Raw genomic sequence first — 26304 nt, 5'->3', positions numbered from 1 at the left:
AAAGAACTCCGTTTATTGCTCAATTATTCTGGCTCTTTAGATAATGCCCATAAATAAAGCGATGCCGTAGAACCATAGGGTGAATAGCGTTTGCGGTAACGATCAAAGCGTGCTTTATCTAATGTTTTATGACGATAAAGACGCATAATCCCGCGTTGAATAGCCAAATCTCCCCAACTTAAAATATCTGGGCGATTAAGCGAAGAAATTAATAACATTTCGGCAGTCCAAACCCCAATACCTTTTAATTGAATTAAAGTATCAATAACCTCTTTATCTGTCATATCAGGGATTTTATTTAAATTTAATTTTCCTGAAATGACGGCTTCAGCAATACCGATAATATAACCGGCTTTACGCATTGTCATACCACACTGCTGTATCTCTTGCTCTGATAGTTTTGCAATGCGTTCTGGTGTGTAAATACCTTCACATAATTTGAGCAACCGTTGATTAACGGTTATGGCAGCAGAAACCGAAATTTGTTGCTCAATAATGTTTTTAACTAATGCTGTAAATAGATCGGGTGTTAATGGGCGTTTGATTTCTCCCATTCTTTCAATAAGTTCAGCTAAGCGCTTATCGCGTTTCTTTAATGTGTTTATCTCTGTTTCGCCATACTGAAAGTGCATAAGTTAACTTAATTTAAATAGAATATTTATGTCAGTATAACGTGAAAATAAGCGTACTATGCACTCCATTTCTTGCTTTTTTCTGAACTTTCTATTTTTTATCATAGGTAATATTTAGCAAAAAAGATTAATTAATTTTTTTAGCAAAAATTAGTCAATTAAAAACATCATCACATTTAAAAATTATAATTTTATATTTAATAATAAATGTTATCGAAATATAAAAATACTAAATTGAAATTACCACCTATACTTTATTTGATTTTTTACTTAGGTCAATTCTTAGTTATTCTGTAATTACAGGATTTAATATGAAAAATTATACACTTAATTTACAAAATAAAGCTGACGCGCTGGCAGTAATGAAGAAAGCAATGAGCTTTACTATTCCAGCCGCATTAAGAGTTACAGTCAAATTAAATATCGCGGATTTATTAAAAAATGGCTCTAAAAGTATTGATGAATTAGCAGAAAAAACAAATTCGTCACCATCTGCATTAAATAGAATATTAAGAATGTTAGCCTCTGAGAAAATATTTTATGAATTAGAAAATCAAAGTTATTCACTTACTCCTATGGGCGCTTTTTTATTAAGTGATCACGAATATAGCTTACGTGATGCCATTTTAATGCTGACAAATGAGACACTGTGGGGACCTGTCGGTGATATCACTGAATCTGTGCGAGGAAATCCTGCCTTTGAAAATCTTTATGGCATAAGTTTTTATCAATACTGGCAAGATAATGTAAGAAAAGATCATGATTTTCAATCAGGTATGAGCTCACTTTCAAGGATAGAAAATTATTTTATTATTAAACATTATGAATTCCCTGAAAATGTAACTATTACAGATATTGCCGGTGGATTAGGTGGATTATTATTAAATGTATTAAAAGAAAATCCGACTTTAAAGGGACAATTATTCGATAGGCCTCATGTGTTGGAAAGAACGTTGTTGACTGAATTAAATGATAACAGTCGCTGGAATTTAGTATCAGGAGATTTATTTGGAGAGTATCCCGAATCTGATATTTATTTGATTAAATATATTATCCATGATTGGGATGATGAAAGTGTTATTAAAATTTTTAAAAACTTCCGCAACGCAATGAAACCTAATTCAAAAATACTTGTTATTGAGCCGGTTATTTTTAAAAAGAATGTACCTGATATGGCTAAATATATGGATCTCCTCTGTATGTGTGCATTCCCTGAATCAGGGGAGCGTACTGAAGAAGAGTTTATTAAATTATTAGATCAAGCGGATTTAAAAATTAATAAAGTGATTAAAACAGAAACCTACAACTCAATATTAGAAATTGTTATTAAATAATCTATTGGGATAGAGATAGCCATTTATTTGTCGCAAAAAAAAAGCCACTTTCAATGAACTGACCCCGGTTCACAAAAGTGGCTTTTTAGTTTAGATAAAAATTATGCAGTTAATGCCAGTTTAGCACCAAAAAGTAAGAACACTGCACCAATACAACTATTTGATAATGAAGCTAATCGTTTGTTATGTTTTACTTTATTGGTAATAGCAACACCGCCAAAAATAAGAACTGATAAATAAAGCATACTGCATGTTTCTAAAATCGCACCTAATACAAAGAATGGAACACCTGCATTTTCATATTTAGGATCGATAAACTGAATGAAGAAAGAAACATAAAAAATGATCATTTTTGGGTTAAGCATACTCAAAAATAACGCCTTAACATAAAGACCATCTTTTGCTTTTATTGTTACTTCAGATACTTGCTCTGGAGTCTCTTTTTTCTTTTGGAACGTTGTATATAACGTTTTCAGCCCTAAATAGGTTAAATAAAGAGCACCAGCATATTTAATGACAATAAAGAAGACGGGTGAAGTCTTGACTAATGAAGCAACCCCCAAAAATGCCAAAAAGATTAATAATGCATCACCCGTAAAAACACCAAGAGCGGCTTTATACCCCCCTTTTACGCCATGCTTCGCACTGGAAGTAAGGACGAAAATCGAGTTTGGACCTGGTACTAAAGTAATAAAAATAACGCCTAAAAGGTATGTCCAAATATTTGAAATACCGATACTTTCTAACATACGACGCCTTTTTTAAAAAAATAACATGCTGAATATGTGAGCTATCATATCCACAATAATTTTTTTGTAAAACAATAATCTTTATACTAGCAAAAGATAAGTTAATTATTCTGCTTTTGGGTGATAAAAGCAGTTTGTAAGTCTTTTTTTGTGTTGTATTTTGGATTAAAAAACCAGTTTAAACGTGCGTTATAGTATGATGCTGAAATTAAAAATTACACAGACTTAACGTCTACTTAAAGCCATTGTTTATAGAATTATAAACTGCATTATAGTTTAAATTCAGATGTAATAGCCTATTGTTTGTTTTGTGTTATGGCTCATTATTCTTTTTGTGATCTTGAGCGATATGTTACTTTTAAAATTAAAACAGTCTCATTTATTAATTTCATGAAAAATAAGTCTTTTTATTCATATTTAGTAAGTTAATTAGCACGAAAAGCGAGAGGATAAAAAAGATTATATTTACTAAAACCATTATTCTATATTGTTTTTTATTTTTAGCATAAGAAGCACCCTTACTCCTGATTACAGTTTAAGAGAATAAAATGGATTTAAATACCTCATCGTTACCTCAAAAATCGCAACAGAAAATTATTATTGTTGGTGCTGGTATTGTTGGTGTCATGCAAGCTTGGTATCTTGCGAAAATGAGTAACATGCAGATTATCTTATTAGATAAAGCGAATGCTGGGCTAGGAGCAACAAGTGCCTCGTTTGCTTGGCTAAATGTCTCTTACGGTCGTCCTGATGCTTATCAGCAATTACGGGCTAAGGCTATTCATTGTTGGCGAGAGTTGGATAAAAAGACACAAGGACAACTGAATATTGATTGGTCTGGTGCTATAAGTTGGATGTCATCTGATAAAGAAACTGCTCAATTTATTCAATCACATCATCAAGCGGGTTTTAATGTTCAAGCATTAAATAAAGAACAATTACTTCATAAAGTACCTCAATTATCTCAAGCACCTGAATTAGCTGCATTTGCGAGTGATGAAGGTGCTGTTGATCCTCTTCTCGTCATTAAAGTGTTATTACAACAAGCTCAAGAGATGGGTGTGAAATACTACGCTAATACCGAAGTTATTCACTTATTAGAAGATGGAGATCGCATTATCGGCGTAGAAACAACGAAAGCTAAAATGCATGCTGACCATGTTATTTTAACAGCGGGTGTTGGTGCTTTAGCGTTGTTATCTGAAAAAGGTATTGATTTACCGTTATATTCATCGCCAAGTATTTTACTCAAATTAATGACGGATGCAGAACGCCCTTTTTTACCTTGCATTATCTCCACACCAGAGATGGAGTTACGCCACTTTGCTCAAAATGAGATTATTGCAGCTGAAGATTACATTGATAATAGTGATGAACATCACCCTGAGCGTATTGCATGCCATGCACAAGCGACTTTTTATGATAATTTTACACAAACAGGTAAACTAACAATAAAACAGGTCGCTGTTGGTGAAAGACCTATGCCTAAAGATGAAATGCCAATTATTGGAGAAATATCTCCTTATCAGGGATTATATCTTGTTACTATGCACGCTGCCGTGACGTTGTCACCTTTATTATGTGAATTAGTTGCACAAGAACTTATTTACAAAAAAGCGGAACCTCTATTAACGCCTTACCGCGTATCACGATTCAGCTAGAGAACCATTATGGATGCACAACTGTATAAAGAATTTAAAATAGTAGAAAAAGCCTTTTGGTCAGAAATTTGTGAAAATAATATTCGTATTGGTGATCATACTCACTGCTTTATGACACCAATGGATGCTGCCATTTTTAACTTTATTTATTTACGCCAAGGCGCAACAGAAAGCTCATTCCAGCAAGCCAGTACCCTTTTTACATCGCAGAAAAAAGATCATATTTTGGTATTACCAGAATCATTACTACCTGAATTTGAAGTGATAATAAAAAATGCAGGTTATACTGGTGATGGTATGACAACCGCAATGTATTTAACATTATCAGAAGCGGTATTCCCTTCTTATAAAAATAATCCTTGCGATATTATTTTAACCAATCACAACCTTGAACAGTGGGCTCATCCATTAAAAACGGCATTCCCAGTGGGAGATGATAGTGATGATACGATTGTTAATGAGTATATTCGTTATCACCAGAAAGCGTTAGATAATGGCGCTGCTATCTTCCATTACGCGTTATTAGTTGATGGTCAGCCGGTTTCTTCATTAACGTTAACATTACACGATAAATTAGCGCGTTTTGATGATATTGGGACAGATATTGCCTATCAAGGTAATGGTTATGCGACACATTTAATTAAGCACGTTTTGGAGTTTTGCCGTGAACAAGGCGTTGAACGTTGCTTCTTAGATGCATCAGCTGATGGTTTAGCGCTATACCGTAAATTTGGTTTTAAATCGCTCTTTAACTATCTCAGCTTTATTAAAGAATAAAAGCAGCTATATGAATAGGCTCAATCATGTTTGTTGAGCCTATTTTTTTATATTAATAAAGGCTAAGCCTTTTCTCAGCATCTTGTTTATCTTTATCGCTAATTTGTCTTAACACACGACAAGGATTGCCAACAGCAACGCAATTAGCCGGAATAGATTTTGTTACTACACTTCCCGCACCGATAACGCAATTATCACCAATAGTTACACCAGGTAAAATAATACATCCGGCACCTAACCATACCGAATTGCCGATAGTAATAGGTAATGCATATTCAAGTTCACTGTTGCGTATTTCAGGATCAATCGGATGAGTTGCAGTTAAAATGCTGACATTAGGCGCACACATCACATTGTGTCCAATTTTTACAGATGCACAATCTAATATCGTTAAATTAAAATTAGCGTAAAACGCTTCGCCAATTTCAATTAACTGGCCATAGTCACAATGAAATGGTGGCTCAATAGTGAAATTATTGCCTGTTTTTCCTAACAGCTGTTTTAAATATGCCTTTCTCTTTTCAACGTCAGAAGGACGCGTCATATTAAAATCATAAATAATTTCACGCGCTTTTACTCTAAGTGGTTCTAAACTATCATCTTTACTTGCATGATAAAGATTGCCTGATACCATTTTTTCGTATTCTGTCATTGTAATACTCCGAAATTGAAATAAAACAGTTTAGGTAAATATCAATATTTATTTCCTTATTCTAACGTTAATTAACTTAAATTAGCGGTGTTTTTTAAGTCCATTAAGTGCGGCTTGATGAAATTGAGCATTTAAATTAGCGGTTAAGCTTTGTGAAATAGCGGTCATTTCAGGTCCTGCTAAAGTAGGTGAACCTGTACCGAAAGGAGGACAAGGATCATACTCAATTGCTAATTCAACTAATTGAGCAAAAGGTGTGCCTAACAATTGTTCTAATACTAATAATGAAGCGTCGAATGAGCCAGTTGCTGGCCCTGAGGTATAAATATTGCCATCAATAACAACATCACTTCCTTCTACCGCTATGGCACCCATATCAGGTAACATCGGAACGACATTAGAATTACTGGTTGCTCTTTTACCTTTTAATAATCCAGCCGCACCCAAAACTAAAGAGCCATAACATGTACCAATAACATAACGGGTTTTATTCCCCATTTTGGTGAAGAATGCCAATGTCTCTTCATCCTCGACAATCTCTGGTGGCACCATCCCAACCACTAATACATCAAGATCATTCGGACACTCATCAAAAGTCATAGTTGGCATTGTTGGCCAGCCAATATAGCCTTCGACTAACTCTTTCTTTTTCCAAATAAAATAGATTTCTGCGCTTGCAATAGTAAATACCGATTGAGCACCATTAATATCCATAGGCATAAAACCGGGGCAAACAAAGATACCGACTTTGAGAGGTTTGGCTTGTTGCTTACGCCCTTCTTCAACAAGCTTAATGATTGAAGGCATATTCTTTCCATACAGCATTTCATTATGATTCATTTTATTTTCCTATTTTGTACTGGTTAGTAAAATAATGACATTTGTTTTATACTGAGTAAATATATTTCTTACTAAATGGTACAAAATGCAAAAGAAAGGTCGTCCTCGCCGCTATGATAGTGATGCTGCACTTGAAAAAATAATGGCATTATTTTGGCGTAAAGGATTTACAGCAACATCTATGGATGACTTAGTCATTGAAACGCAAATGAATAAGCCTAGCCTGTATGCTGCATTTGGTAATAAAGCGGCATTGTATGAAAAAGCGATCGAGCGCTTTAATCATATTGCTTCCACGCGTTATCGTCATGAACTTGAGAAACAATCTGATCAAGATAAAGTGACCGAAAGAGTAAAGCGTTATCTGATTTCAGCTATCCATTTTTATACTGATAGCGAAGGATTAACCGGCTGTATGGTGCTTTCAACGGCGGTGACTGAAGTTGAAGATCCAGCGATAAGAATGATGTTAAATCAAGTCATTAACGCACAAACTCAGCAAGTTGAAGATGCCTTACAAGCAGCATTAGAGACAGGTGAATTAAAAAAAGGAACGGATGTACACACCATTGCATTGGGTGTAGTTGCTCTTTTACATTCAATTTCTTTGAGAGCAAGAGCGGGAGCCTCCGTTAATGAGTTACTGCCATTTGCTGATATTTCACAAACTTTATTAATACCTTACTTATCAGACAATAATTAGATTAAAGGCTGTTAATACAGCCATTTTCATTAAGAATAAATGCCATTAAAAAGCAGTGAGCCACCAGCAAAAATCAGCATAGCATCTAACAACCATTGAAAAAGTTTTGGTGTCAGTTTTAATACCAGTTTTTTACCAAGGTAATTTCCTGCTGTTAAACCACAACCCACTAATGCCCCGCTAATTAAGATAAAGCTATTAACCGCACCTAGTTGGCTAAAAGTTAAGGCTTTAGTGAGATAAATAACAAATGAAGCAGCAGCTTCCGTCGCAAGTAATGGGCCTAATGTCAGACCATATGCAGAAAATATAGGAATAGTTAATGGTCCTGTGGAAAATACAATCCCCGTTAAATAACCGATAACTGCACCAGCAATAATAACTTGGTAAGTTTTCATTTTAATTTGATGTTTGCGTAATAAGTGGATCACGGGGATCATCAATATGAAGAACATTCCCATACCAATATTTAGCCATTTTTCTGGCATTATCCATAATGTATTGGCGCCAAGAACAACGGCAGGAATACCGGGTAACAGATAATAAAATAGTGGTTTAAAGCGAATACTGTGACGCCATAAATAAATACGCGATAAATTCCCCATCACTGAAGCTAACGCCATAATAGGTACAGCTTCCTTTGCGCCAAAAACATAGGTCAGCGCTGGGATTAATAAGATAGAAGAGCCCGTTCCTACAACGCCACTGATCACACCAGAAAATACTGCCAATAAAATAACCGCGATAAAACTCATTATCATCCTTTAAGTTCAATAAGTTAAAGACGCTGTATCATACCCGCCTTCTTTATTTTTACCTGTGATAAAATGTCACGGTATTGTGAGTTTTAATCAGAAAGCCCGTTTTATTTATGATGCGTAAACTATAGCGAGAAAATTATGATGAGAAATCTTCCTCCATTGCCTTCATTACGTGCTTTCTTAGTCGCTTGTCATAGTCAAAGTTATACCGAAGCCGCACAAACATTATGTGTCACTCATGGTGCAATTAGTCGTCATATCCAAGTTATAGAAAAATGGTTTGGCGTCACTTTATTTAATAAACAAGGTTTACGTCGAGTTCCCACCCCCTACGCATTGACTTTGGCGCAAGAATTAAGTGAAGTTTTTGATAAATTAAATGATATTGGTTTTCGCTATGGTAATGGTGGAAGAAACGATATTTTAAACATCAGTGTTCCTACAACACTTTGTTTAAAATGGCTTATTCCGCGAATGGAGGATTTTTATCTTCAATATCCTAATGCAAATATCCAAATTGCGTCTGCAAATAGCGAGCGATTTCATTTGATTAGCCATGATGATCTGATTATTCGTCCTCAACCTCAGCAACAAGAGTATTCATCTGTTGTTTTTTTAGAGGATAAACATTGTTTAATTGCTTCTGAAAAATTCTTAAAACGTTACAGTGTCACTAAATTTGAAGATGTTTTTGACTGCCCTGTTATCGATACGCTTACTCGTCCCGGGCATTGGCAACAATGGTTAAACGCGACTCATCTCAATACGCAGTTGTCATTCTCGCGTCACTATCGCTTTGATCATTTTCATATTTCGCTGCAAGCTATTATTGAAGGATTAGGTCTTGGCATTGGTCCTGTTTCGATTTTATCGAATGAAATAAATAACGGTACTTTAAAAGTGTTATTTCCAAATATCCAAATTGCACCGATAAGTTATTACGCTTTAACGCCATTAGGTGTACAAAAAACCAAAACACATCTTGATTTTGAACAATGGCTTACCCAGCAAAAAAGTTAATTTTACTAATGAAATAAGCGATTATTTTTCATAAAAATAGCGATTCCAATCTTATTAATTACACTTTTTAAAACTAGTTGCTAGCTGTTTAATTAAAAATATCTAATGATAGTCTTCTTTTTATGAATAGGTAAAAACGCTAATCGTGCTGTTTTTATAATTCGCGATCTTCCTCTATTCAATCTATTTAATTTATTTAAATTCAATCCATTAAAATTAATAAATAAGTACATTAACCTATGTAAATTATTTTGATTTTAAATAATCTGTTATAAACACTTATTGTTTAACTTAAATTAACGTTCTATGCTGATATTTATATATAAAATTTATTAATTTATTTGCTGGCAACGAAGGACGATAAGATGTCTGTAGCTGTGACAAAAAAAGCAATAGAAAAACTAATTAATGGGTATGAGTCTGATCCTTTTGCACTTCTTGGTATGCATGAAACATCGGCAGGTTTAGAGGTTCGTGCTTTTTTACCAGATGCAGTTGCAGTCAGTGTCATCGATAGAAAAAACGGTCGAAATGTAGCAACACTAGAGCGTAAGCATCCTAGTGGTTTTTTCTGTGGCGTTATCCCTCGACGTAAACGTCGTTTTAGTTACTGTTTAGATGTAACGTGGGAAAATGCACAAGGTATCGTTGATGATCCCTATCAATTTGGCATTTTATTGCAAGAAATGGATATTTGGTTTTTAGCTCAAGGTCATCACTCGCGCCCTTACCAATGTTTAGGCGCACACCCTGCAAAACTGGGTGATATTGATGGTATTACTTTTGCTGTATGGGCACCCAACGCAAAAAGCGTAAGTGTTGTAGGCGATTTCTCATTCTGGGATGAAAGACGTTTTCCAATGCGATTACGTCGTGAAAGTGGAATATGGGAGCTTTTCCTTCCACAGGCTCATCTTGGTGATTGCTATAAATATTCTATTCTTGATGCGAATGGTGAACGTCGATTAAAAGCTGATCCTTATGCTTTTGAAACACAGATACGCCCTGAAACTGCATCAATTATCAATACATTACCACCAATCAAACCGATGCCACTATCGCGTCAGCAAGCGAATCAACGCAATGCACCTATATCTATTTATGAAGTTCATCTAGGTTCATGGCGTAGACATACTGATGATCAAAGCTGGTTAAGTTATCGCGAATTAGCTGAACAGTTAATTCCATACGTTAAAGAGATGGGTTTTACTCATATTGAGTTGCTCCCTATTAATGAACATCCTTTTGATGGTTCATGGGGATATCAACCGTTAGGGTTATATTCACCAACTCGTCGCTTTGGCTCTCCTATGGACTTCCGTGACTTTATTGAAGCGGCACATCAAGCTGAAATTAAAGTCATTTTAGATTGGGTTCCCGGTCATTTCCCCGAAGATGATTACGGTTTACGTAATTTTGATGGCACATCACTCTATGAATATGCAGATAGACGTGAAGGCTTTCATCCTGATTGGAATACCTTGATTTATAACTATGGGCGTAATGAAGTGCTGAATTACCTTTCCGGTAATTTATTGTATTGGCATGAACATTTTGCGCTTGATGGTTTCCGTTTCGATGCTGTTGCCTCAATGCTTTATCGTGATTACAGCCGAAAAGAAGGCGAATGGGTCCCAAATAAACATGGTGGACGTGAAAATCTAGAAGCCATTGATTTTATTCGTCACACCAACAAATTACTAGGTACAACTTGCCCTGGTACAATCACAATTGCAGAAGAATCTACCGATTTTCCGGGAGTTACCTTACCGCCTGATGATGGTGGTTTAGGTTTTAATTACAAATGGAATATGGGTTGGATGCATGACACGTTAGCTTATATGCAGCGTGATCCTATTTATCGTAAATATCATCATAATCAAATGACCTTTGGCATGCTCTATGCCTATAACGAAAACTTTGTTTTGCCTCTTTCTCATGATGAATTTGTGCATGGTAAAGGTTCGTTGATCGGTCGCATGGTAGGTGATGATTGGCAAAAATTTGCCAATTTACGTGCATATCTTGGCTTTATGTGGGCTTATCCCGGCAAAAAACTGCTATTTATGGGATGTGAATTTGCACAGTGGCGTGAATGGAACCATGACAGTAGCTTAGATTGGCACCTTCTTGAAGAGCCTAATAGTCCACACCAAGGTGTTCAACACTTTGTACGAGATTTGAATCTTTCCTATCGAGCTAATGCTCCGCTTTATGAATGTGATTTTGAACGCGAAGGCTTTGAGTGGCTTACCGTTGATGATCACGATAACTCCGTCTTTGCTTTTTGCCGTAAAGATGCACACGGCAATGAAATTATTGTTATCAGTAATTTCACGCCTGTTGTTCATCACAATTACGTTGTCGGTGTAAATAAAGCTGGTGCTTATCAAGAAATTCTCAACAGTGATTCTGAATTTTATAACGGCAGTAATGTAGGAAATTTAGGTGAAATAGAGACAACCGCAAGTGCATTTAATGGCAAGCCTCATTCCTTGTCATTGTCATTACCCCCACTTGCAACGCTGTATTTAAGATTGAAGGATTAATATGTCTTTAGACTATGGTCGCCCTTTTCCTATGGGCAGTCATTATGATGGCTATGGAGTAAATTTTACACTCTTTAGTGAAAATGCCACTAAAGTCATTCTTTGCCTGTTTGATAAAGCAGGCAAAGAGATCCGCTACCCATTACCGGGTAAAACCGGCTCCATTTGGCATGGGTACTTGCCCGGTGCAGGGCCCGGTTTACATTATGGTTATCGTGTAGAAGGTGAATGGGTTCCAGAGCAAGGATTGTTCTATCAACCTCAGCAACTATTATTAGATCCTTATGCAAAACAGGTGACGGGTATTGTTGATAATACATTACCTTACACCTCCCCTGTTTTTAATGCATTAGAGCATGATGATAGTGCGATTACACCTAAAGCAGTTATCACCGATGATAGCGGATGTTTTTGCCATTCTTATAAAGAAAAAGGCACTTATCAGCGTTTAAATACACCGTGGTCAGAAACCATTATTTACGAAGGACATGTAAAAGGACTGACAAAACTGCATCTTGAAATACCCGAAAAATTGCGGGGCACTTATGCAGCATTAGGGCACCCTGCTTTTATTTCACATCTAAAAAAATTAGGCATTACGGCATTAGAGTTATTGCCTGTTCAATATCATTTAACAGAGCCACATCTTCATAAAATCGGTTTAAAAAACTATTGGGGTTATAACGTATTAGCGCCTTTCGCTTTATCGACTCAATATTATTCTAATTCAGGTCGCAATATTATTGATGAATTTCGAGAAGCCGTAAGAAGCCTACATAAAGCCAATATTGAAGTGATTTTAGATGTGGTGTTTAACCATACTGCGGAACTAAGTGATCAATTCGAAGGTTATATTGTTTCGCAACGTGGTATTGATAACCAAAGCTATTATTGGCTAAACGACGAAAATAAAGCTCAAAATTGGACGGGTTGTGGTAATACACTCAATTTAAGTCGCCCTGAAACGGTGCAGTGGGTTATGGATTGCCTGCGTTATTGGGTGACTGAATTTCATATTGATGGTTTTCGTTTTGATTTGGCGACAAGCCTTGGTCGAGTTCCCTATTTTGATACTCAATCGCCTCTATTGACGGCTATTCGACAAGATCCGCTATTGTCACGCATTAAACTTATCGCAGAGCCTTGGGACTTAGGCTCTGATGGTTATCAAGTCGGTAATTTTCCTGTTCCATTTACAGAGTGGAATGATGGTTATCGCGATGTTATTCGTCGTTTTTGGTTATGGCGAGATGTCTCAATCGCGACATTTGCAGACAATATTACAGGCTCTGCAAAGCTATACCACAAAAATGGCAGACCTCCCTATTCTAGCGTCAATATGATAACTAGCCACGACGGCTTTACACTGCGGGATTTAGTGAGTTATCAGAATAAACATAACGAGGAGAATGGAGAATCAAACCTAGATGGACATAACACCAATTACAGTGTGAATTTTGGTGAAGAAGGTTTGATAGTTAACGAAAAAATAAGTCAATACAGATTGCTTGCAACAAGGAACATGCTGGCAACGCTACTGCTTTCTAGAGGAACACCTCATTTACTCGCCGGTGATGAAGTGGGTAATACGCAATATGGTAATAACAACGCTTATTGTCAGGATAATAAAGTCAGTTGGATCAAATGGTTTCAACAGCCTTACAACTTAACTGATTACATTCGCCACCTTATTGAATTACGTCACCAAATTACACCTTTAAGTTCGCTTAAATGGTGGGAAGAAGATAGCCAAAATGTCATTTGGTTAAATCAGAATGCTCAACCTATGAGTAATGAAGATTGGCAACAACTTCCACCTTCACCATTACAACTTCTTTTAGCGCAACAATGGATCTTAATGTTTAACCCATTAAGAAACAGCGCTGTTTTTTCTTTACCTGAAGGGTCTTGGTCTTGCTTGCTTGATACGGCTAGCTGGCCTGATTGTCACCCAACACAATCTGAGCATTGTGAAATACAACCTAACAGTATCACCCTTTGGCGAAATAGCGTTTTTTATACTCAGTCTTCTACTGAAAAATTACCCATTATTTCCTCCCAAGTTAAGTAATTTGATTGGAGTGCTATAACTATGATGACAACAGAACAAGGCCAAAAATTAATGTTGGCACAACAACTTCCTAAAGAGGCAATTGCACTCGTTTTAGCGGGAGGTCGTGGTACACGCTTAAAAGCATTGACTTCAAAACGTGCAAAACCGGCGGTTTTCTTTGGTGGGAAATTTCGAATTATCGACTTTACGCTATCAAACTGTCTTAACTCAGGGATACGTCGTATTGGTGTAATTACCCAATATCAATCGCACTCTTTAGTTCAACATATTCAGCGTGGTTGGTCATTCTTCAACGAAGATATGAATGAGTTTGTTGATTTATTACCTGCTCAGCAACGTCGTAATACCGAACATTGGTATATGGGTACAGCTGACGCTATCTATCAAAACCTCGATATTCTTCGTAGCTACAAAGCAAAATATGTCGTTATTTTAGCTGGCGACCATATTTATAAAATGAACTATGCCCGTTTATTACTTGATCACGTTGAAAACAAATCAAAATTCACCGTAGCTTGTATTCGTGTTCCTAAAGAAGATGCATTCCAATTCGGTATTATGGATATCGATGAAAATCGTCGAGTGCTCAATTTCTTAGAAAAACCATCAAACCCACCTTGTATTCCTGATGATCCTGATCATTCATTAGCAAGCATGGGTATTTATGTGGTTGATAGAGATTATCTCTTTGATTTATTAGAAGAAGATAGCCGTGACCCAAATTCACACCACGACTTTGGTCAAGATATCATTCCTAAAATCACTGAGCGTGGTGATGTTCTTGCTCACCCATTTGAACTCTCTTGTGTCAGTTCAGATCCTTCAGTACCACCATACTGGCGTGATGTAGGAACCATTGAAGCATATTGGTCTGCTAACCTCGACTTAGCCTCTGTAACACCAGAGCTTGATATGTATGCAAAAGATTGGCCAATACGCACCTTTATGACACCGTTACCGCCAGCTAAATTTGTCCAAGATAATCATGGTGAACATGGGCAGATGATGAACTCGTTAATTGCTGACGGTTGTATTATCAATGGATCAACGCTCTATTCATCTATTTTATTCCCATTAGTTCGCGTTGAATCTTTCTGTCATATCGAAGATTCCGTGATTTTACCTGATGTGACAGTGAGCCATCATTGCTACTTAAAACGCTGCATTATTGAGCGCAGTTGTACTATCCCAGAAGGTACTGTTATTGGGATGAATGCAGAAGAAGATGCTGCACGTTTCCACCGTACTGAAGAAGGTATCGTGCTTGTAACAAGAGAAATGCTTGAGCAACTCGCACGTAATGAAAAAGAAAATCCGACTGAAACAAATGCAGAACAAAAACCTCAAAATGAGGAGGCTTTTTCGTGAATGTCCTTCACTGTTGTTCTGAATTATTCCCTCTGCTAAAAACAGGGGGATTAGCTGATGTTATGGGCTCTTTGCCTTTAGCTCAGAAAAAGATAGGTTTAGATGCGCGGGTTGTTATACCCGCGTTTCCTGCTATCAAAGATAATATTCCTGATCTCAAATTAGTGACTAATATCGACACCTTTGCCGGTAATGTTTCTCTGCTTTATGGACAATACCAAGGTGTTGATATTTATCTTATTGATGCACCTCATCTTTATCAACGTACTGGTAGCCCTTATCACGATCAACATCAGCATCCTTATGGTGATAATGTTTTTCGTTTTGCCTTATTAGGTTGGGTAGCAAGCGAATTATCAGCGGGGTTAGATCCTTTATGGCGAGCTGATGTTGTTCACGCCCATGACTGGCATGCTGGACTTGCTTGTGCTTATTTAGCAGTTAAACATTATTCAGCAAAATCTGTTTTTACTGTTCATAATCTGGCTTATAAAGGTGAGTTCTCACCTTATCATCTGCATCAACTTGAATTACCTGATTACAGTTTTTCAATTAATGGACTGGAATATTACGGACAAATTTCATTCCTAAAAGCAGGTCTTTTTTATGCTAACCACATTACGACAGTCAGCCCAACTTATGCCAAAGAGATAACCACTCAAGAGTTTGGTTACGGTTTAGAGGGATTATTACGTCAACGTGCTTATGAACAGCGATTAAGTGGCATTTTAAATGGCGTTGATGAGGCAGTTTGGGACCCTGCAACAGATAGCTTAATTACACGTCGTTATGATGTTAAAAACCTGAATAAACGTTTAGAAAATAAAACCGCATTACAGAAAAAATGTGGTTTACCTGTCAACAATACTGCTCCTCTTTTTGCAGCTGTCAGTCGTTTAACTTCGCAAAAAGGGCTCGATTTAGTCATTGAAACGCTTCCTGATATCGTTGAACAAGGTGGCCAGTTTGTTTTATTAGGTACTGGCGATAGTCACCTTGAAGCGGCATTTTTACACGCACAACAACAATATCCGCAAAATGTAGCCGTTCATATTGGTTATGACGAAAGTTTTTCACACCAAGTTGTCGCAGGTGCTGATGTGATTATGGTGCCTAGTCGTTTTGAACCTTGTGGATTAACTCAGTTATATGGCTTGAAATATGGCGCTCTACCTTTAGTGAGACACACAGGCGGATTAGCCGATACGGTTAATGATTGTTCATTAGAAAATTTAGCACATCACCAAGCTACGGGTTTTGTTTTCTATGAAGCGACACCAGACTCTTTGCGTCAGGCTATTAATCGTGCCTTTACCTTATGGAGTATGCCTAAACAGTGGCAACAAGCTCAAACTGATGGCATGAATCAAACTATTTTTAGTTGGGAAACCGCTGCAAAAACGTATGCGACACTGTATCAACATTTATAGACATGAGGTCTATTTGAGCCAGTGAATAACAAAAAGAGATTTATAATGAAAAACTTATGTGAATTTGATTATTTATCACCTGATAAGGATATTGAATCATTAAAGCGTTCTATTGTTTATAAACTAATGTTTATCGTTGGTACGTCGCCAAAATATGCAACACCAACAGATTGGTTAAATGCAACCTCTTACGCCATTAGAGACCGTTTAGTTGAACGCTGGTTAAAATCAACCAAAGCGGAGCTTTCACCGAAAGTAAAACAGGTTTATTACATTTCGATGGAATTTCTCATGGGGCGTTTTTTAACCAATGCCATGCTCTCTTTAGGTGTTTATCACGAAGTTAAAGAGGCATTAAAAGAGTTAGGTCTTGATCTTGAAAAACAAATCGAACTTGAGCCAGATCCTGGTTTAGGTAATGGTGGTTTAGGCCGTTTGGCTGCTTGCTTCCTTGATTCTTGTGCTACATTAGGTTATCCCGTTACAGGTTATGGTATCCGTTATGAATATGGAATGTTCCGCCAACAAATTCAAAATGGCGAACAACATGAAGTTGCGGATAACTGGCTTGAAAAAGGTAATCCTTGGGAATTCCCTCGTCATGATTTGCAATTTGAAGTAGATTTTGGCGGGCGTTTACAACAAGAAGGCGAGAAAAATTATTGGGTTGATACCTTCAATGTGATGGCACAACCTTATGATTCTATTGTTCCGGGTTATAACACACAAGCGACAGATACCATTCGTTTATGGTCAGCTAAATCAAATGTGGCGTTTAACTTAGGTAAATTTAATAAAGGTGAATACCTAGAGGCAACAGAAGCAAAAGATCGCTCTGAAAATATCTCTCGTATTCTCTACCCTGATGATTCAACAACATCAGGTAAAATGTTGCGTTTACAACAAGAATATTTCTTAGTAAGTGCTTCTGTTCAAGATATTTTGCAACGTCATTATCATCTGCATCAACGCTTTGATAATCTAAAAGATTTTATTGCAATTCATCTTAATGATACTCACCCTGTTCTTGCCATTCCTGAGTTAATGCGTCAGCTAATTGATAATCATGGATTTAGCTGGGATGAAGCATGGGAACAAACCATTCATATATTCTCATACACCAACCATACATTAATGGGTGAAGCATTAGAGACTTGGCCTGTTGATATGCTTGGTCGTTCACTTCCTCGCCATTTACAAATCATTTTCCAAATCAATGATAAATTCTTGAAACAAGTTAGAGCCCAGTTCCCTAATGATAACGACTTATTACGTCGTGTTTCTATTATTGATGAAGAGAATGGCCGTAATGTTCGTATGGCATGGTTAGCGGTTATTATTAGTCATCAAGTTAATGGTGTTTCTGAACTTCATAGCCAATTAATGGTGCAATCTTTATTTGCTGATTTTGCGATGATCTATCCTAAGAAATTCTGCAATATCACCAATGGGATCACACCACGCCGTTGGTTGGCATTAGCAAACCCTTCTCTCTCTAATGCAATTGATAGCCATATTGGTACAAATTGGCGAACCAATTTAGAGCAATTAGGTGAATTAATGCCATTGGTGAAAGATAAAAATTTCTTGCACCAATTAAAAGATTCAAAACGTATCAATAAACAAAATCTTGCGCAGATCATTAAGGAAGATTTAAATATTGATATTAATCCTGATGCGCTGTTTGATGTGCAAATCAAGCGTATTCATGAATATAAACGCCAACTTCTCAATGTGTTAGGCATTATCACTCGTTATAATCGCATTTTAGAAAATCCAGAGAAAAACTGGGTGCCTCGCGTATTTATTTTTGGAGGTAAAGCTGCATCAGCTTATTATAATGCGAAAAAAATTATCAATCTTATTAATGATATTGCCTGTAAGATTAATAATGACGAGCGTATTAAAGATAAACTAAAAGTGATCTTTATTCCTAACTACGGCGTAAGTTTAGCGCAACACATTATCCCCGCAGCAGATTTATCTGAGCAAATATCATTAGCAGGAACAGAAGCTTCTGGTACAGGGAATATGAAATTTGCCCTAAATGGCGCATTAACTATCGGTACACTTGACGGTGCTAATATTGAAATTGGTGAGCATGTTGGTTTTGATAATATGTTTATCTTTGGTCACAATGCGCAAGAAGTGGCAGAGTTAAGACAGCGTTATTCCCCTCGTCGTTATTATGATGAAGATATCGAATTACACACTGCGCTTAACCAAATCGCTAATGGCTTCTTTAATCCAACTTATCCTGATAAATACAAATCAATTTTCGATAGCTTAATTGAGTTTGGCGATCATTATCAGGTATTAGCCGATTATCGTAGCTATGTTGATACGCAAGATAGTGTTGATGTGCTTTATCAAGATGAAGAGGCTTGGTTGAAAAAATCCGCGTTAAATATTTGCCAAATGGGCTATTTCTCTGCGGATCGTGCAGTAACAGAATATATGCAAAGAATTTGGAAAGCTTCTGCGATTACATTGTAAAAACTAAGCTAAATTTCTAAGGACAGAACAGTAACCGCGCTTTATTGCGCGGTTTTTGCTTTTATTGTTTAAGTCTTAATAAAATTAGATTTTAATACGGTAGGCACAACGTCTTGCGCCTTCTAAAATATATTCAACACGTTGTAGTTCTACCCCTAGTGTTTCAGAAAATAGCTCTTTTTCCGTATTACAAAAACCTTGGCATACTTTAGCTGCTGCACAAATTGGGCAATGATCTTCAATAAAAAGATATTCGTTATCCTTTACTTGCTCCCAATGTGCCATATAACCCTCTTGGCTACGCAGTGTGGCTAATATATCTAAACGTTCTGTGAGTTCATCCGCATCTTTTATTGCTTGTGTGTAGCGCTGATAACTCTGTTTCTTTCGTGCTAAAATAATTTTTTCGATAGCACTTTCACCCAATTCTTCACGAATAGTTAGTAAAATCTGAGCGGTTAATTCAGCATGGGTATCAGGAAATTGTTTCTGCCCTAATTCGGTTAAATGCCAATATTGAATAGGTCTTCCAACACCTTTTGGCTCGGTAATCGCTTCAACAAATCCTGCATTAGCAAGTTTTACAAATTGTTGTCTTGCTGCTTCACTACTTGTACCAAGACGTTGCCCAATTTCATTTGCTTGCATAGGTCCATGTTTTTTAATTAAAAATAAAATTTTATCGCCAACAGTACGTTGCGCAGGATAATTATATTCCAAGTTTTTTCTTGACATATTAAGCGTCTCAGTATTTATTTATCCAAGTTTTATCTTGGTAATTTAACGAAGCTATGTCGTAATAGCAATAAAAGAAGGATATTTTTTCTAATGCACCCAAATAATAATAGCCAATGGCGTGATCTCTTTTCAGGGCGGAATGGTGCAATCTCCTTTGCCCTCTCTTTTGGTGTCGTGATCCACGCGATTAATATTCTAATGGCAACCACTATTTTGCCTTCTGTTGTAACAGATATTGGTGGAATGGGATTATATGCATGGAATACTACGCTATTTGTAGCTGCTTCAATTATTGGCTCAGTATTGTCTGCTCGCTTACTCAATTTATTAGGTGCTAAAGGTGCATATTTAGCCGGTACGGTATTATTTTTTATTGGTAGTTTGTTATGTGCGATTGCTCCTAAAATGGAAGTCATGCTTATTGGTCGATTTGTTCAAGGCCTTGGCGGTGGGCTTTTATTTGCCCTTTCTTACGCCATGGTGAATATCGTTTACGATCAAGCATTATGGCCAAGAGCTATGGCATTAATTTCAGGTATGTGGGGTGTTGCTACACTAATTGGTCCTGCTATTGGTGGTATTTTTGCTCAATTAGATGCTTGGCGTTATGCCTTTGGTATTATGTTACCTATCATGCTTTTTTATGGTATTTATCTGTGGTTTATCTTGCCCAAGAATGATAATGACGCTCCAAAATCAACATCACAAAGCTTGCCTTATCTTCAGCTAATCATTTTAACAGCCGCAGTTCTGCTTATTTCATCTGGTAGCCTTTCTTCCTCACTTACCATTAATTTGCTGAGTATCGTGGTGGTGTTTGGTTTAATTGGTGTGCTTATTTTTTGTGAGAAACGCCTTAGCGTTCGGTTGCTACCCACTAATACGTTTAAAGGTCTCTCTTTACATGCACTTTTGTATTTAACTATTTCATTATTAGCGATTGGCATGACTTGTGAGATCTTTGTCCCTTATTACCTACAAAGTTTACATATGCAAACGCCTTTAGCTTCAGGTTATATGAGTGCATTAATGGCATTAGGCTGGACAGTTGCTGAAGTAATTAGTGCAAGTTGGCAAGGCGCTAAAATGCGTTTTAGTATTTTGAGCGGTCCTATTATTGTTTTTATCGGTTTACTTGTGTTGGCTTTTGTTATTCCAAACCCACTACTGAGATCAGAAAACGCGGTTAGTCTTTTTATTATTTTATTTGCTTTGTTCTTAGTGGGCTATGGCATTGGTTTTGGTTGGCCTCACCTATTAACACGTATATTACAAGCAGCTTCCACACAAGATAAAGATATTGCTGGTGCCTCTATTACAACCGTACAACTGTTTGCAACCGCTCTAGGCTCTGCATTTGCAGGTATGATAGTCAATTTAAATGGCTTTAATAGTGGTACTCCTGAAGGACTCTCTTCTTCTGCATCTGCTCTATTCTTATTTTTAGCACTAGCGCCCTTAATAGCCATTTATACAGCGTGGAAAATAACGCGTTGTTCTTATTAAACCTTATTTTTGATGTCATATAAGAAACAAAAGAGGTGATACATTTTCACCTCTTTTTTATTAAATTCATCGGTTTTATTTATGAAAGAACTTATTTTTTATTCTGTCAAAATTCCTTTTAATGACAAAAGGAATTTTTATGAAAAATATTTCAGCGAAATTTGTAATTGTAAATAAAAAACAGAATAAAGTTAATGATAAAGAACCATTAAATACTTATGGAAATTTTTTAAATAATATCAAAAATATTAAAAATACCTATTTAGACATCTCCATAGCTAATTGTGATAAAAGGAAAGAGATTACCGTCGATATTGCAAAAATCAGTAAAGAGTTAATATCAAAAATACGAGATTTTTATACACCAGAAGAAATATCTTCTTATAGGGTTGATATAAAAAATCAAGTAAAATCAATGGAATTACTAAATAAAGCTTATAAGAAGGTAGATAGCGATATTTTAGGTTGGTGGAGAAATGAAAAGAAAATTCTCCCTTCTTCAATAATTCATCGGGCAATTGACAATTTATATCACGATAACAAAATTATTGTGAATAAGGAGGCGAAACAAATTTTATTTTTTTTAATCTCTAACCAATTTAAGTTGGACTTAGATAAAAATGCAGCTCAAAGTACAATGATCCAGCATTTACAAAATATCCCTGAAGTCGTAAAAGCAATAGATGATTTGGGAATTTCTGATAATTCATATTTAAAATACGAGATTTATTGTTTATTGGCTGGAAATATCTACAATTTTTTATCCGGTAATGAAAACAAAGTTGATTTTTCTAAAATAAAAGAAGCGATTAAAGAAATAGCACAAAGAAAATTTGCTACATCTAAAAATGGATTAACTCATCCTCTGTTTTATTCGGGATATACTCTGGCATTTTGTGAAAAGTAAACTATTGATCTAAAGTTAGACATTGTGTATAAATAAGTATACATTTTATCTAACTTAAGTGAAATAGGAAACCGCAATGACCTCACATCTTACACTACAAAATATTGATGCTCTCTCATCTCCTGGTGGGCATTACTCTCATGTTGTTACTGCAAATAATATGTCGTTTGTTTCTGGGTTATTGCCCTTAGATAAACAAGGTAATCCATTGGCAGACAAGCCCGTTGAAGTCCAAATCACACAAGTGCTTGAAAACTTAAATGCTTGTCTTCTCGGAATTAATGCAAAGAAAACCGATATTGCTCAAGTTAAAGTCTATGTGACAGATATTAACGAGTGGCCTATTGTTAATGAGCTATATGCAAAATGGATTGGTGAACACAGACCAGCAAGATTAGTCGCAGGTGTAAAAGAACTGCACTTTGGAAGCAAAATTGAAATTGAAGCCGTGGTGATCAAGGAGCAATCTCATGAATAAGTTGCCTACTCCTACCTATAAAGATGTTGCACAAGCTCATCAACGTATTCTGCCTTATCTTAATAAAACACCTGTTTTGACCTCTCGTACTATAAATGAGCTAACAGGGGCGCAATTTTATTTTAAATGTGAAAACTTTCAACGAATGGGTGCGTTTAAATTTCGTGGTGCGATGAATGCATTATCTCGATTTAATGATCAACAACGTAAAAATGGTGTTGTGACTTTCTCATCAGGTAATCATGCTCAGGCAATTGCCTTATCGGCGAAGTTATTAGGTATTCCTGCAACAATTATCATGCCTGAAGATGCACCAAAGGCAAAAATGGACGCAACAAAAGGCTATGGTGGTCGTGTGATCACTTATAATCGTTATACTGAAGATCGTGAAAAAATTGGGCAACAATTAGCACAAAAAGAAGGTCTAACATTAATTCCACCTTACGATCACCCTCATATTATTGCGGGACAAGGTACTGCTACCAAAGAGCTGTTTGATGAAGTTGGTGAATTAGATATGCTATTTGTTCCATTAGGTGGCGGTGGATTACTTTCTGGCTCTTTATTATCAACCAAAGCCCTCTCACCAGATTGTAAAATATTTGGCGTTGAACCTTTAGCCGGAAATGACGGACAACAATCATTACGCAAAGGCGAAATCATTCATATTGATACTCCGAAAACAATTGCAGACGGCGCACAAACTCAGCATCTAGGCAATTATACTTTTGAGATCATTCGTAACAATGTGGATGATATTTTAACTGCAACAGATGAAGAGTTAATTTCGGCTATGCAGTTTTACGCTCAGCGAATGAAAATGATTGTAGAGCCAACGGGTTGTTTAAGTTTAGCGGCAGCTCGTCAATTCGGTGATAAATTAAAAGGTAAGAAAATTGGTATTATTATCAGCGGCGGTAATGTCGATATCGCGCAATATGGTCACTTTTTAGCACAATAAACCATAGCACATTATGTATATCTTGATATTAAAAAAGCAGTATAGAAAAGCCTATACTGCTTAAAAGGATCAACATACAACCAATTAGCTAAAATAACGGGGACGTTTATTTGACCACTATTTTAATTAAGTGAGAAAGTGATACCTGCTTGTTTACATAATTGAGTTAGATTTTCTTTTAATTGTTGATTTTCTTCAGACAATAAATCAAGTTGTGGCAAACGCATATGACCACCATCTAAACCACGCATAGTTAATGCTGATTTAAATATTGCCATATTCGCACCAGACTTAAGTGCATCACTAAATTTCACACAAAATTGTTGCCAGTGTTTCGCTTCTTGATAATGACCTGCGATATAGGCTTTATACATATTCACAAATGGCTCAGGGAATACGCAAGCACAACCTGAAACTGTACCATCACAACCTGCATCTAATAATCCTAAGAATAATTTGTCGTAACCGTGAAGAACTGAAAAACCCTCTGCAACAGCAAGGTAACTTAATGTTGTATTGTTATCAGCAAAACTGTATTTAATACCAATTACATTTTTACACTGTTGTTGTACTCTTGCCGCTAATTCAGGCTTTATATTATTTGCGGCACATTGTGGAATGTTATACAGGTAAATAGGGAAATTATCCGGTACGCTGTTTGCCACTGTCACAAAATAGTTTTCTAATTCTCTGTCTGTCGCACCAAAAAATTGTGGCGTTACCACACCAATACCATCAGCACCAATTTCAACTGCGTGTTTGGCTAACTCAATGGTTTCATTTAATGTCATTGCACCAACATGAATAAAAACAGGTAAACGTTTATTCGCTGTTTCGACAACGGTTTTTGCAACATTTTTACGTTCTAATGCGGATAAACGCAACATCTCGCCCGTTGTACCACAAGGATAAAGACAATCGACACCCTTGGTTACTAACATTTCAGTCAATGCAGATAACGCTTTAATATCCACTTGATCGTTCAAATCAAACGGAGTAACCATTGCCACTGTAACGCCAAATAATTTTTTCATATAAAGACCTTTATTAAATCAGATTGCTTCAACAATAACTTTAATTGCCAACATGCCCGGATCATCTAAACCAATCGATTTTTCTGGGAACATACGAGCTCGACCTAATAAATTAGGTTTTTGGCGAAATTCATTAAGCGTACTCTCAACACTTTGTAATGCCGCTGCTTTTAGATTATCGATAGCTAAAATGGGGTTTAGCGCTTCAGATAAATGGTAAAGAATATCGAGTACAGATTTTTGCCCTAATTCCCCTTTTCCTCTCGCCATCATGCTTTGATATGCGACCGTTAATAATGGCGAAATGTCGGAAGATGATATTTCTTGAAGCTGGTTTTCCTTGCAATATTTTGCCATTGCCATAAAAGCCGTTGCTTGCAATGTACCAAAAGAAGAAGCACAGGCTTTTTGTAATGATTTACTGCATTGAAAAAGTGCTTTGCTGAGATCATCTGGCCAATCTTGTGAATCATCGGCAATTTGTCGCCAGCCTTTTTGCATGGTGATCCCTAGATCCCCATCACCTAGGCGGCTATCTGCTTCACACAGCATTGGTTGAGATTGCTCACAGGCGATAGCGATACGCAAAACCGCTTGTTTGAGCATTTCAAGTGTAATATTCATCGTTATACTCTCCAGAATGCACAATGAGCTGGCGCACTCATCAAGGCTTCTAGCTCATCATCTAACTTACACAATGTTAAGCTTGCCCCTGTCATTTCCATAGATGTGGCATAACGACCGACCAATGGATGCACAATAGTCGCACCTGTTTTATTAATCAGTTGTGCAATTTTGTTGTACAGAATATAAAGTTCTTCTAATGGCGTTGCGCCTAAAGAGTTCACTAATACAGAGACTTTATCCCCTGTTTTTAATGATAATTCTGCTTGTAGACGCTCAAACATTTCTTGTGCAATATCATCCGCACTGCGTAATTTATCACGCCAAATTCCCGGCTCTCCGTGAATGCCCATCCCCATTTCCATCTCATCTTCACCAATTTCAAAAGTAGGATGTCCTACTGCGGGTAAGGTGCAAGATGTCAACGCACAGCCAATAGTTCGGGTATTTTCCATGGTTTTTTGAGCAATACGCGTGACTTCATCAAGCGTTGCACCTTCTTCTGCTTTGGCACCTGCCATTTTAAAACCATAGATCATCCCAGCAACACCACGGCGTTTGTGTGCTTCTTCTGGTTTTGCTGAAGCTACATCGTCAGCGGCTAGAACGGTTGTACAACGAATATCATCTTCAAAATCAACCGTTTCTGTTGCCATATCAAAATTCATGATATCGCCACCGTAATTACCATAAAGTAGCAATACGCCTAATCCGTTGTTCGCCTCACGAATAGCATCTGCCATTAAATCGGCAGAAGGCGAAGCAAAAACATCACCTACGGCGGCGGCATCTAATAAGCCATCACCGACATATCCTGTAAATACAGGTAAGTGACCTGAACCTCCACCAGTTACAATACCCACTTTGGGCTTATCTGTTTTTTTAGAACGAGTAATCAATCTTGGCTGTGGTTGGTGATAAATATCACTATGAGCTAGGCATAAACCCGCTAATGTTTCATCGACATAATTTTCTGGCTTATTTAATATTTTTTTCATGTGATCACCCGA

General features: G+C 36.7%; 23 protein-coding genes. 14 read left to right on the top strand and 9 right to left on the bottom strand.

Translation table 11 applies throughout. From position 1 onward, the window contains the following. Positions 1 to 23 precede the first annotated feature (23 nt). Entirely contained in the window at positions 24 to 632 is a 609-nt protein-coding gene (locus AB4J89_RS03915) for a DNA-3-methyladenine glycosylase (protein ID WP_088495566.1), read from the bottom strand. A gap of 311 nt (positions 633 to 943) precedes the next feature. Between AB4J89_RS03915 and AB4J89_RS03910 the strand changes: the two genes are divergently transcribed. Further along, positions 944 to 1966, top strand: a complete 1023-nt coding sequence (locus AB4J89_RS03910) for a methyltransferase (protein WP_368468160.1) — start codon at positions 944 to 946, stop codon at positions 1964 to 1966. A 101-nt stretch (positions 1967 to 2067) separates the two neighbouring features. Here AB4J89_RS03910 and leuE read toward each other — a convergent pair whose 3' ends face one another. After that, positions 2068 to 2715, bottom strand: coding sequence for a leucine efflux protein LeuE (gene leuE, locus AB4J89_RS03905; RefSeq protein WP_088495565.1), 648 nt, complete (start codon positions 2713 to 2715; stop codon positions 2068 to 2070). A gap of 548 nt (positions 2716 to 3263) precedes the next feature. Between leuE and AB4J89_RS03900 the strand changes: the two genes are divergently transcribed. Continuing rightward, positions 3264 to 4376 (top strand): FAD-dependent oxidoreductase, encoded by a 1113-nt coding sequence (locus AB4J89_RS03900; protein ID WP_349474228.1) that lies wholly within the window; start codon positions 3264 to 3266, stop codon positions 4374 to 4376. 9 nt (positions 4377 to 4385) lie between these two features. Further along, entirely contained in the window at positions 4386 to 5153 is a 768-nt protein-coding gene (locus AB4J89_RS03895) for a GNAT family N-acetyltransferase (protein WP_311754832.1), read from the top strand. A 52-nt stretch (positions 5154 to 5205) separates the two neighbouring features. Here AB4J89_RS03895 and AB4J89_RS03890 read toward each other — a convergent pair whose 3' ends face one another. Beyond that, positions 5206 to 5805 carry a sugar O-acetyltransferase gene (locus AB4J89_RS03890; RefSeq protein WP_368468157.1) on the bottom strand — a complete coding sequence of 200 codons (600 nt, stop codon included), beginning with the start codon at positions 5803 to 5805 and terminating at the stop codon, positions 5206 to 5208. 81 nt (positions 5806 to 5886) lie between these two features. Next, a complete protein-coding gene (locus tag AB4J89_RS03885) occupies positions 5887 to 6645 on the bottom strand; it encodes a DJ-1/PfpI family protein (RefSeq protein WP_368468155.1) in 759 nt (252 codons plus the stop codon). Between the two features lie 85 nt (positions 6646 to 6730). Here AB4J89_RS03885 and AB4J89_RS03880 point away from each other — a divergent pair, with 85 nt between their 5' ends. Next, positions 6731 to 7348 (top strand): TetR/AcrR family transcriptional regulator, encoded by a 618-nt coding sequence (locus tag AB4J89_RS03880; protein WP_088495560.1) that lies wholly within the window; start codon positions 6731 to 6733, stop codon positions 7346 to 7348. Between the two features lie 29 nt (positions 7349 to 7377). On the opposite strand, the gene AB4J89_RS03875 is transcribed toward AB4J89_RS03880, so the two are convergent. Continuing rightward, positions 7378 to 8103: a sulfite exporter TauE/SafE family protein gene (locus AB4J89_RS03875; RefSeq protein WP_193775161.1), complete on the bottom strand. Its 726-nt coding sequence runs from the start codon at positions 8101 to 8103 to the stop codon at positions 7378 to 7380. A gap of 144 nt (positions 8104 to 8247) precedes the next feature. Here AB4J89_RS03875 and AB4J89_RS03870 point away from each other — a divergent pair, with 144 nt between their 5' ends. The 6 genes from AB4J89_RS03870 (at position 8248) to glgP (ending at position 19046) form a co-directional block, all read left to right on the top strand. Beyond that, complete coding sequence (locus AB4J89_RS03870) at positions 8248 to 9129, top strand: LysR substrate-binding domain-containing protein (protein WP_088495558.1); 882 nt, start codon at positions 8248 to 8250, stop codon at positions 9127 to 9129. A 365-nt stretch (positions 9130 to 9494) separates the two neighbouring features. Next, complete coding sequence (gene glgB / locus AB4J89_RS03865; protein WP_088495557.1) at positions 9495 to 11678, top strand: 1,4-alpha-glucan branching protein GlgB; 2184 nt, start codon at positions 9495 to 9497, stop codon at positions 11676 to 11678. A 1-nt stretch (position 11679) separates the two neighbouring features. Beyond that, a complete protein-coding gene (gene glgX, locus AB4J89_RS03860) occupies positions 11680 to 13749 on the top strand; it encodes a glycogen debranching protein GlgX (RefSeq protein ID WP_102949507.1) in 2070 nt (689 codons plus the stop codon). A gap of 21 nt (positions 13750 to 13770) precedes the next feature. Next, a complete protein-coding gene (gene glgC, locus AB4J89_RS03855; protein WP_088495555.1) occupies positions 13771 to 15120 on the top strand; it encodes a glucose-1-phosphate adenylyltransferase in 1350 nt (449 codons plus the stop codon). Next, entirely contained in the window at positions 15117 to 16550 is a 1434-nt protein-coding gene (gene glgA, locus AB4J89_RS03850; protein WP_088495554.1) for a glycogen synthase GlgA, read from the top strand. The genes glgC and glgA overlap by 4 nt, the downstream gene beginning before the upstream one ends. A gap of 45 nt (positions 16551 to 16595) precedes the next feature. Then, a complete protein-coding gene (glgP, locus tag AB4J89_RS03845; RefSeq protein ID WP_088495553.1) occupies positions 16596 to 19046 on the top strand; it encodes a glycogen/starch/alpha-glucan family phosphorylase in 2451 nt (816 codons plus the stop codon). Positions 19047 to 19130: 84 nt separating this feature from the next. Here the strand turns inward: glgP and AB4J89_RS03840 are convergent, their stop codons facing one another. Continuing rightward, entirely contained in the window at positions 19131 to 19781 is a 651-nt protein-coding gene (locus AB4J89_RS03840) for a metalloregulator ArsR/SmtB family transcription factor (protein WP_088495552.1), read from the bottom strand. Between the two features lie 93 nt (positions 19782 to 19874). On the opposite strand from AB4J89_RS03840, the gene AB4J89_RS03835 reads away from it, so the two are divergent. From AB4J89_RS03835 to AB4J89_RS03820, 4 genes are all read left to right on the top strand, one after another. Further along, on the top strand, positions 19875 to 21290 hold the full coding sequence (locus AB4J89_RS03835) for an MFS transporter (protein WP_368468150.1): 1416 nt from the start codon (positions 19875 to 19877) through the stop codon (positions 21288 to 21290). 139 nt (positions 21291 to 21429) lie between these two features. Beyond that, entirely contained in the window at positions 21430 to 22197 is a 768-nt protein-coding gene (locus AB4J89_RS03830) for a hypothetical protein (RefSeq protein WP_368468148.1), read from the top strand. 76 nt (positions 22198 to 22273) lie between these two features. Then, the gene (locus tag AB4J89_RS03825; RefSeq protein ID WP_088495549.1) at positions 22274 to 22675 is read left to right on the top strand and encodes a RidA family protein; all 402 of its coding nucleotides are present in this window, start codon (positions 22274 to 22276) and stop codon (positions 22673 to 22675) included. Continuing rightward, complete coding sequence (locus tag AB4J89_RS03820; protein ID WP_368468146.1) at positions 22668 to 23636, top strand: threo-3-hydroxy-L-aspartate ammonia-lyase; 969 nt, start codon at positions 22668 to 22670, stop codon at positions 23634 to 23636. The genes AB4J89_RS03825 and AB4J89_RS03820 overlap by 8 nt, the downstream gene beginning before the upstream one ends. Positions 23637 to 23758: 122 nt before the next feature. On the opposite strand, the gene AB4J89_RS03815 is transcribed toward AB4J89_RS03820, so the two are convergent. The 3 genes from AB4J89_RS03815 to AB4J89_RS03805 are packed head-to-tail and all read right to left on the bottom strand — an operon-like array spanning position 23759 to position 26292. Then, positions 23759 to 24670, bottom strand: a complete 912-nt coding sequence (locus AB4J89_RS03815; protein ID WP_311754841.1) for a dihydrodipicolinate synthase family protein — start codon at positions 24668 to 24670, stop codon at positions 23759 to 23761. A gap of 18 nt (positions 24671 to 24688) precedes the next feature. Then, positions 24689 to 25294 (bottom strand): dihydroxyacetone kinase subunit L, encoded by a 606-nt coding sequence (locus AB4J89_RS03810; RefSeq protein ID WP_368468144.1) that lies wholly within the window; start codon positions 25292 to 25294, stop codon positions 24689 to 24691. Between the two features lie 2 nt (positions 25295 to 25296). Then, positions 25297 to 26292 (bottom strand): dihydroxyacetone kinase subunit DhaK, encoded by a 996-nt coding sequence (locus tag AB4J89_RS03805; RefSeq protein WP_368468142.1) that lies wholly within the window; start codon positions 26290 to 26292, stop codon positions 25297 to 25299. Between the last annotated feature and the right edge of the window lie 12 nt (positions 26293 to 26304).

Origin of the sequence: Proteus sp. STS61-E (genome assembly GCF_040932335.1) — a bacterium.
GTDB classification, from domain to species: Bacteria; Pseudomonadota; Gammaproteobacteria; order Enterobacterales; family Enterobacteriaceae; genus Proteus; species Proteus mirabilis_B.
Note: the sequence above shows the minus strand (reverse complement) of the source record. Positions and strands in the feature narration are given on the sequence as shown.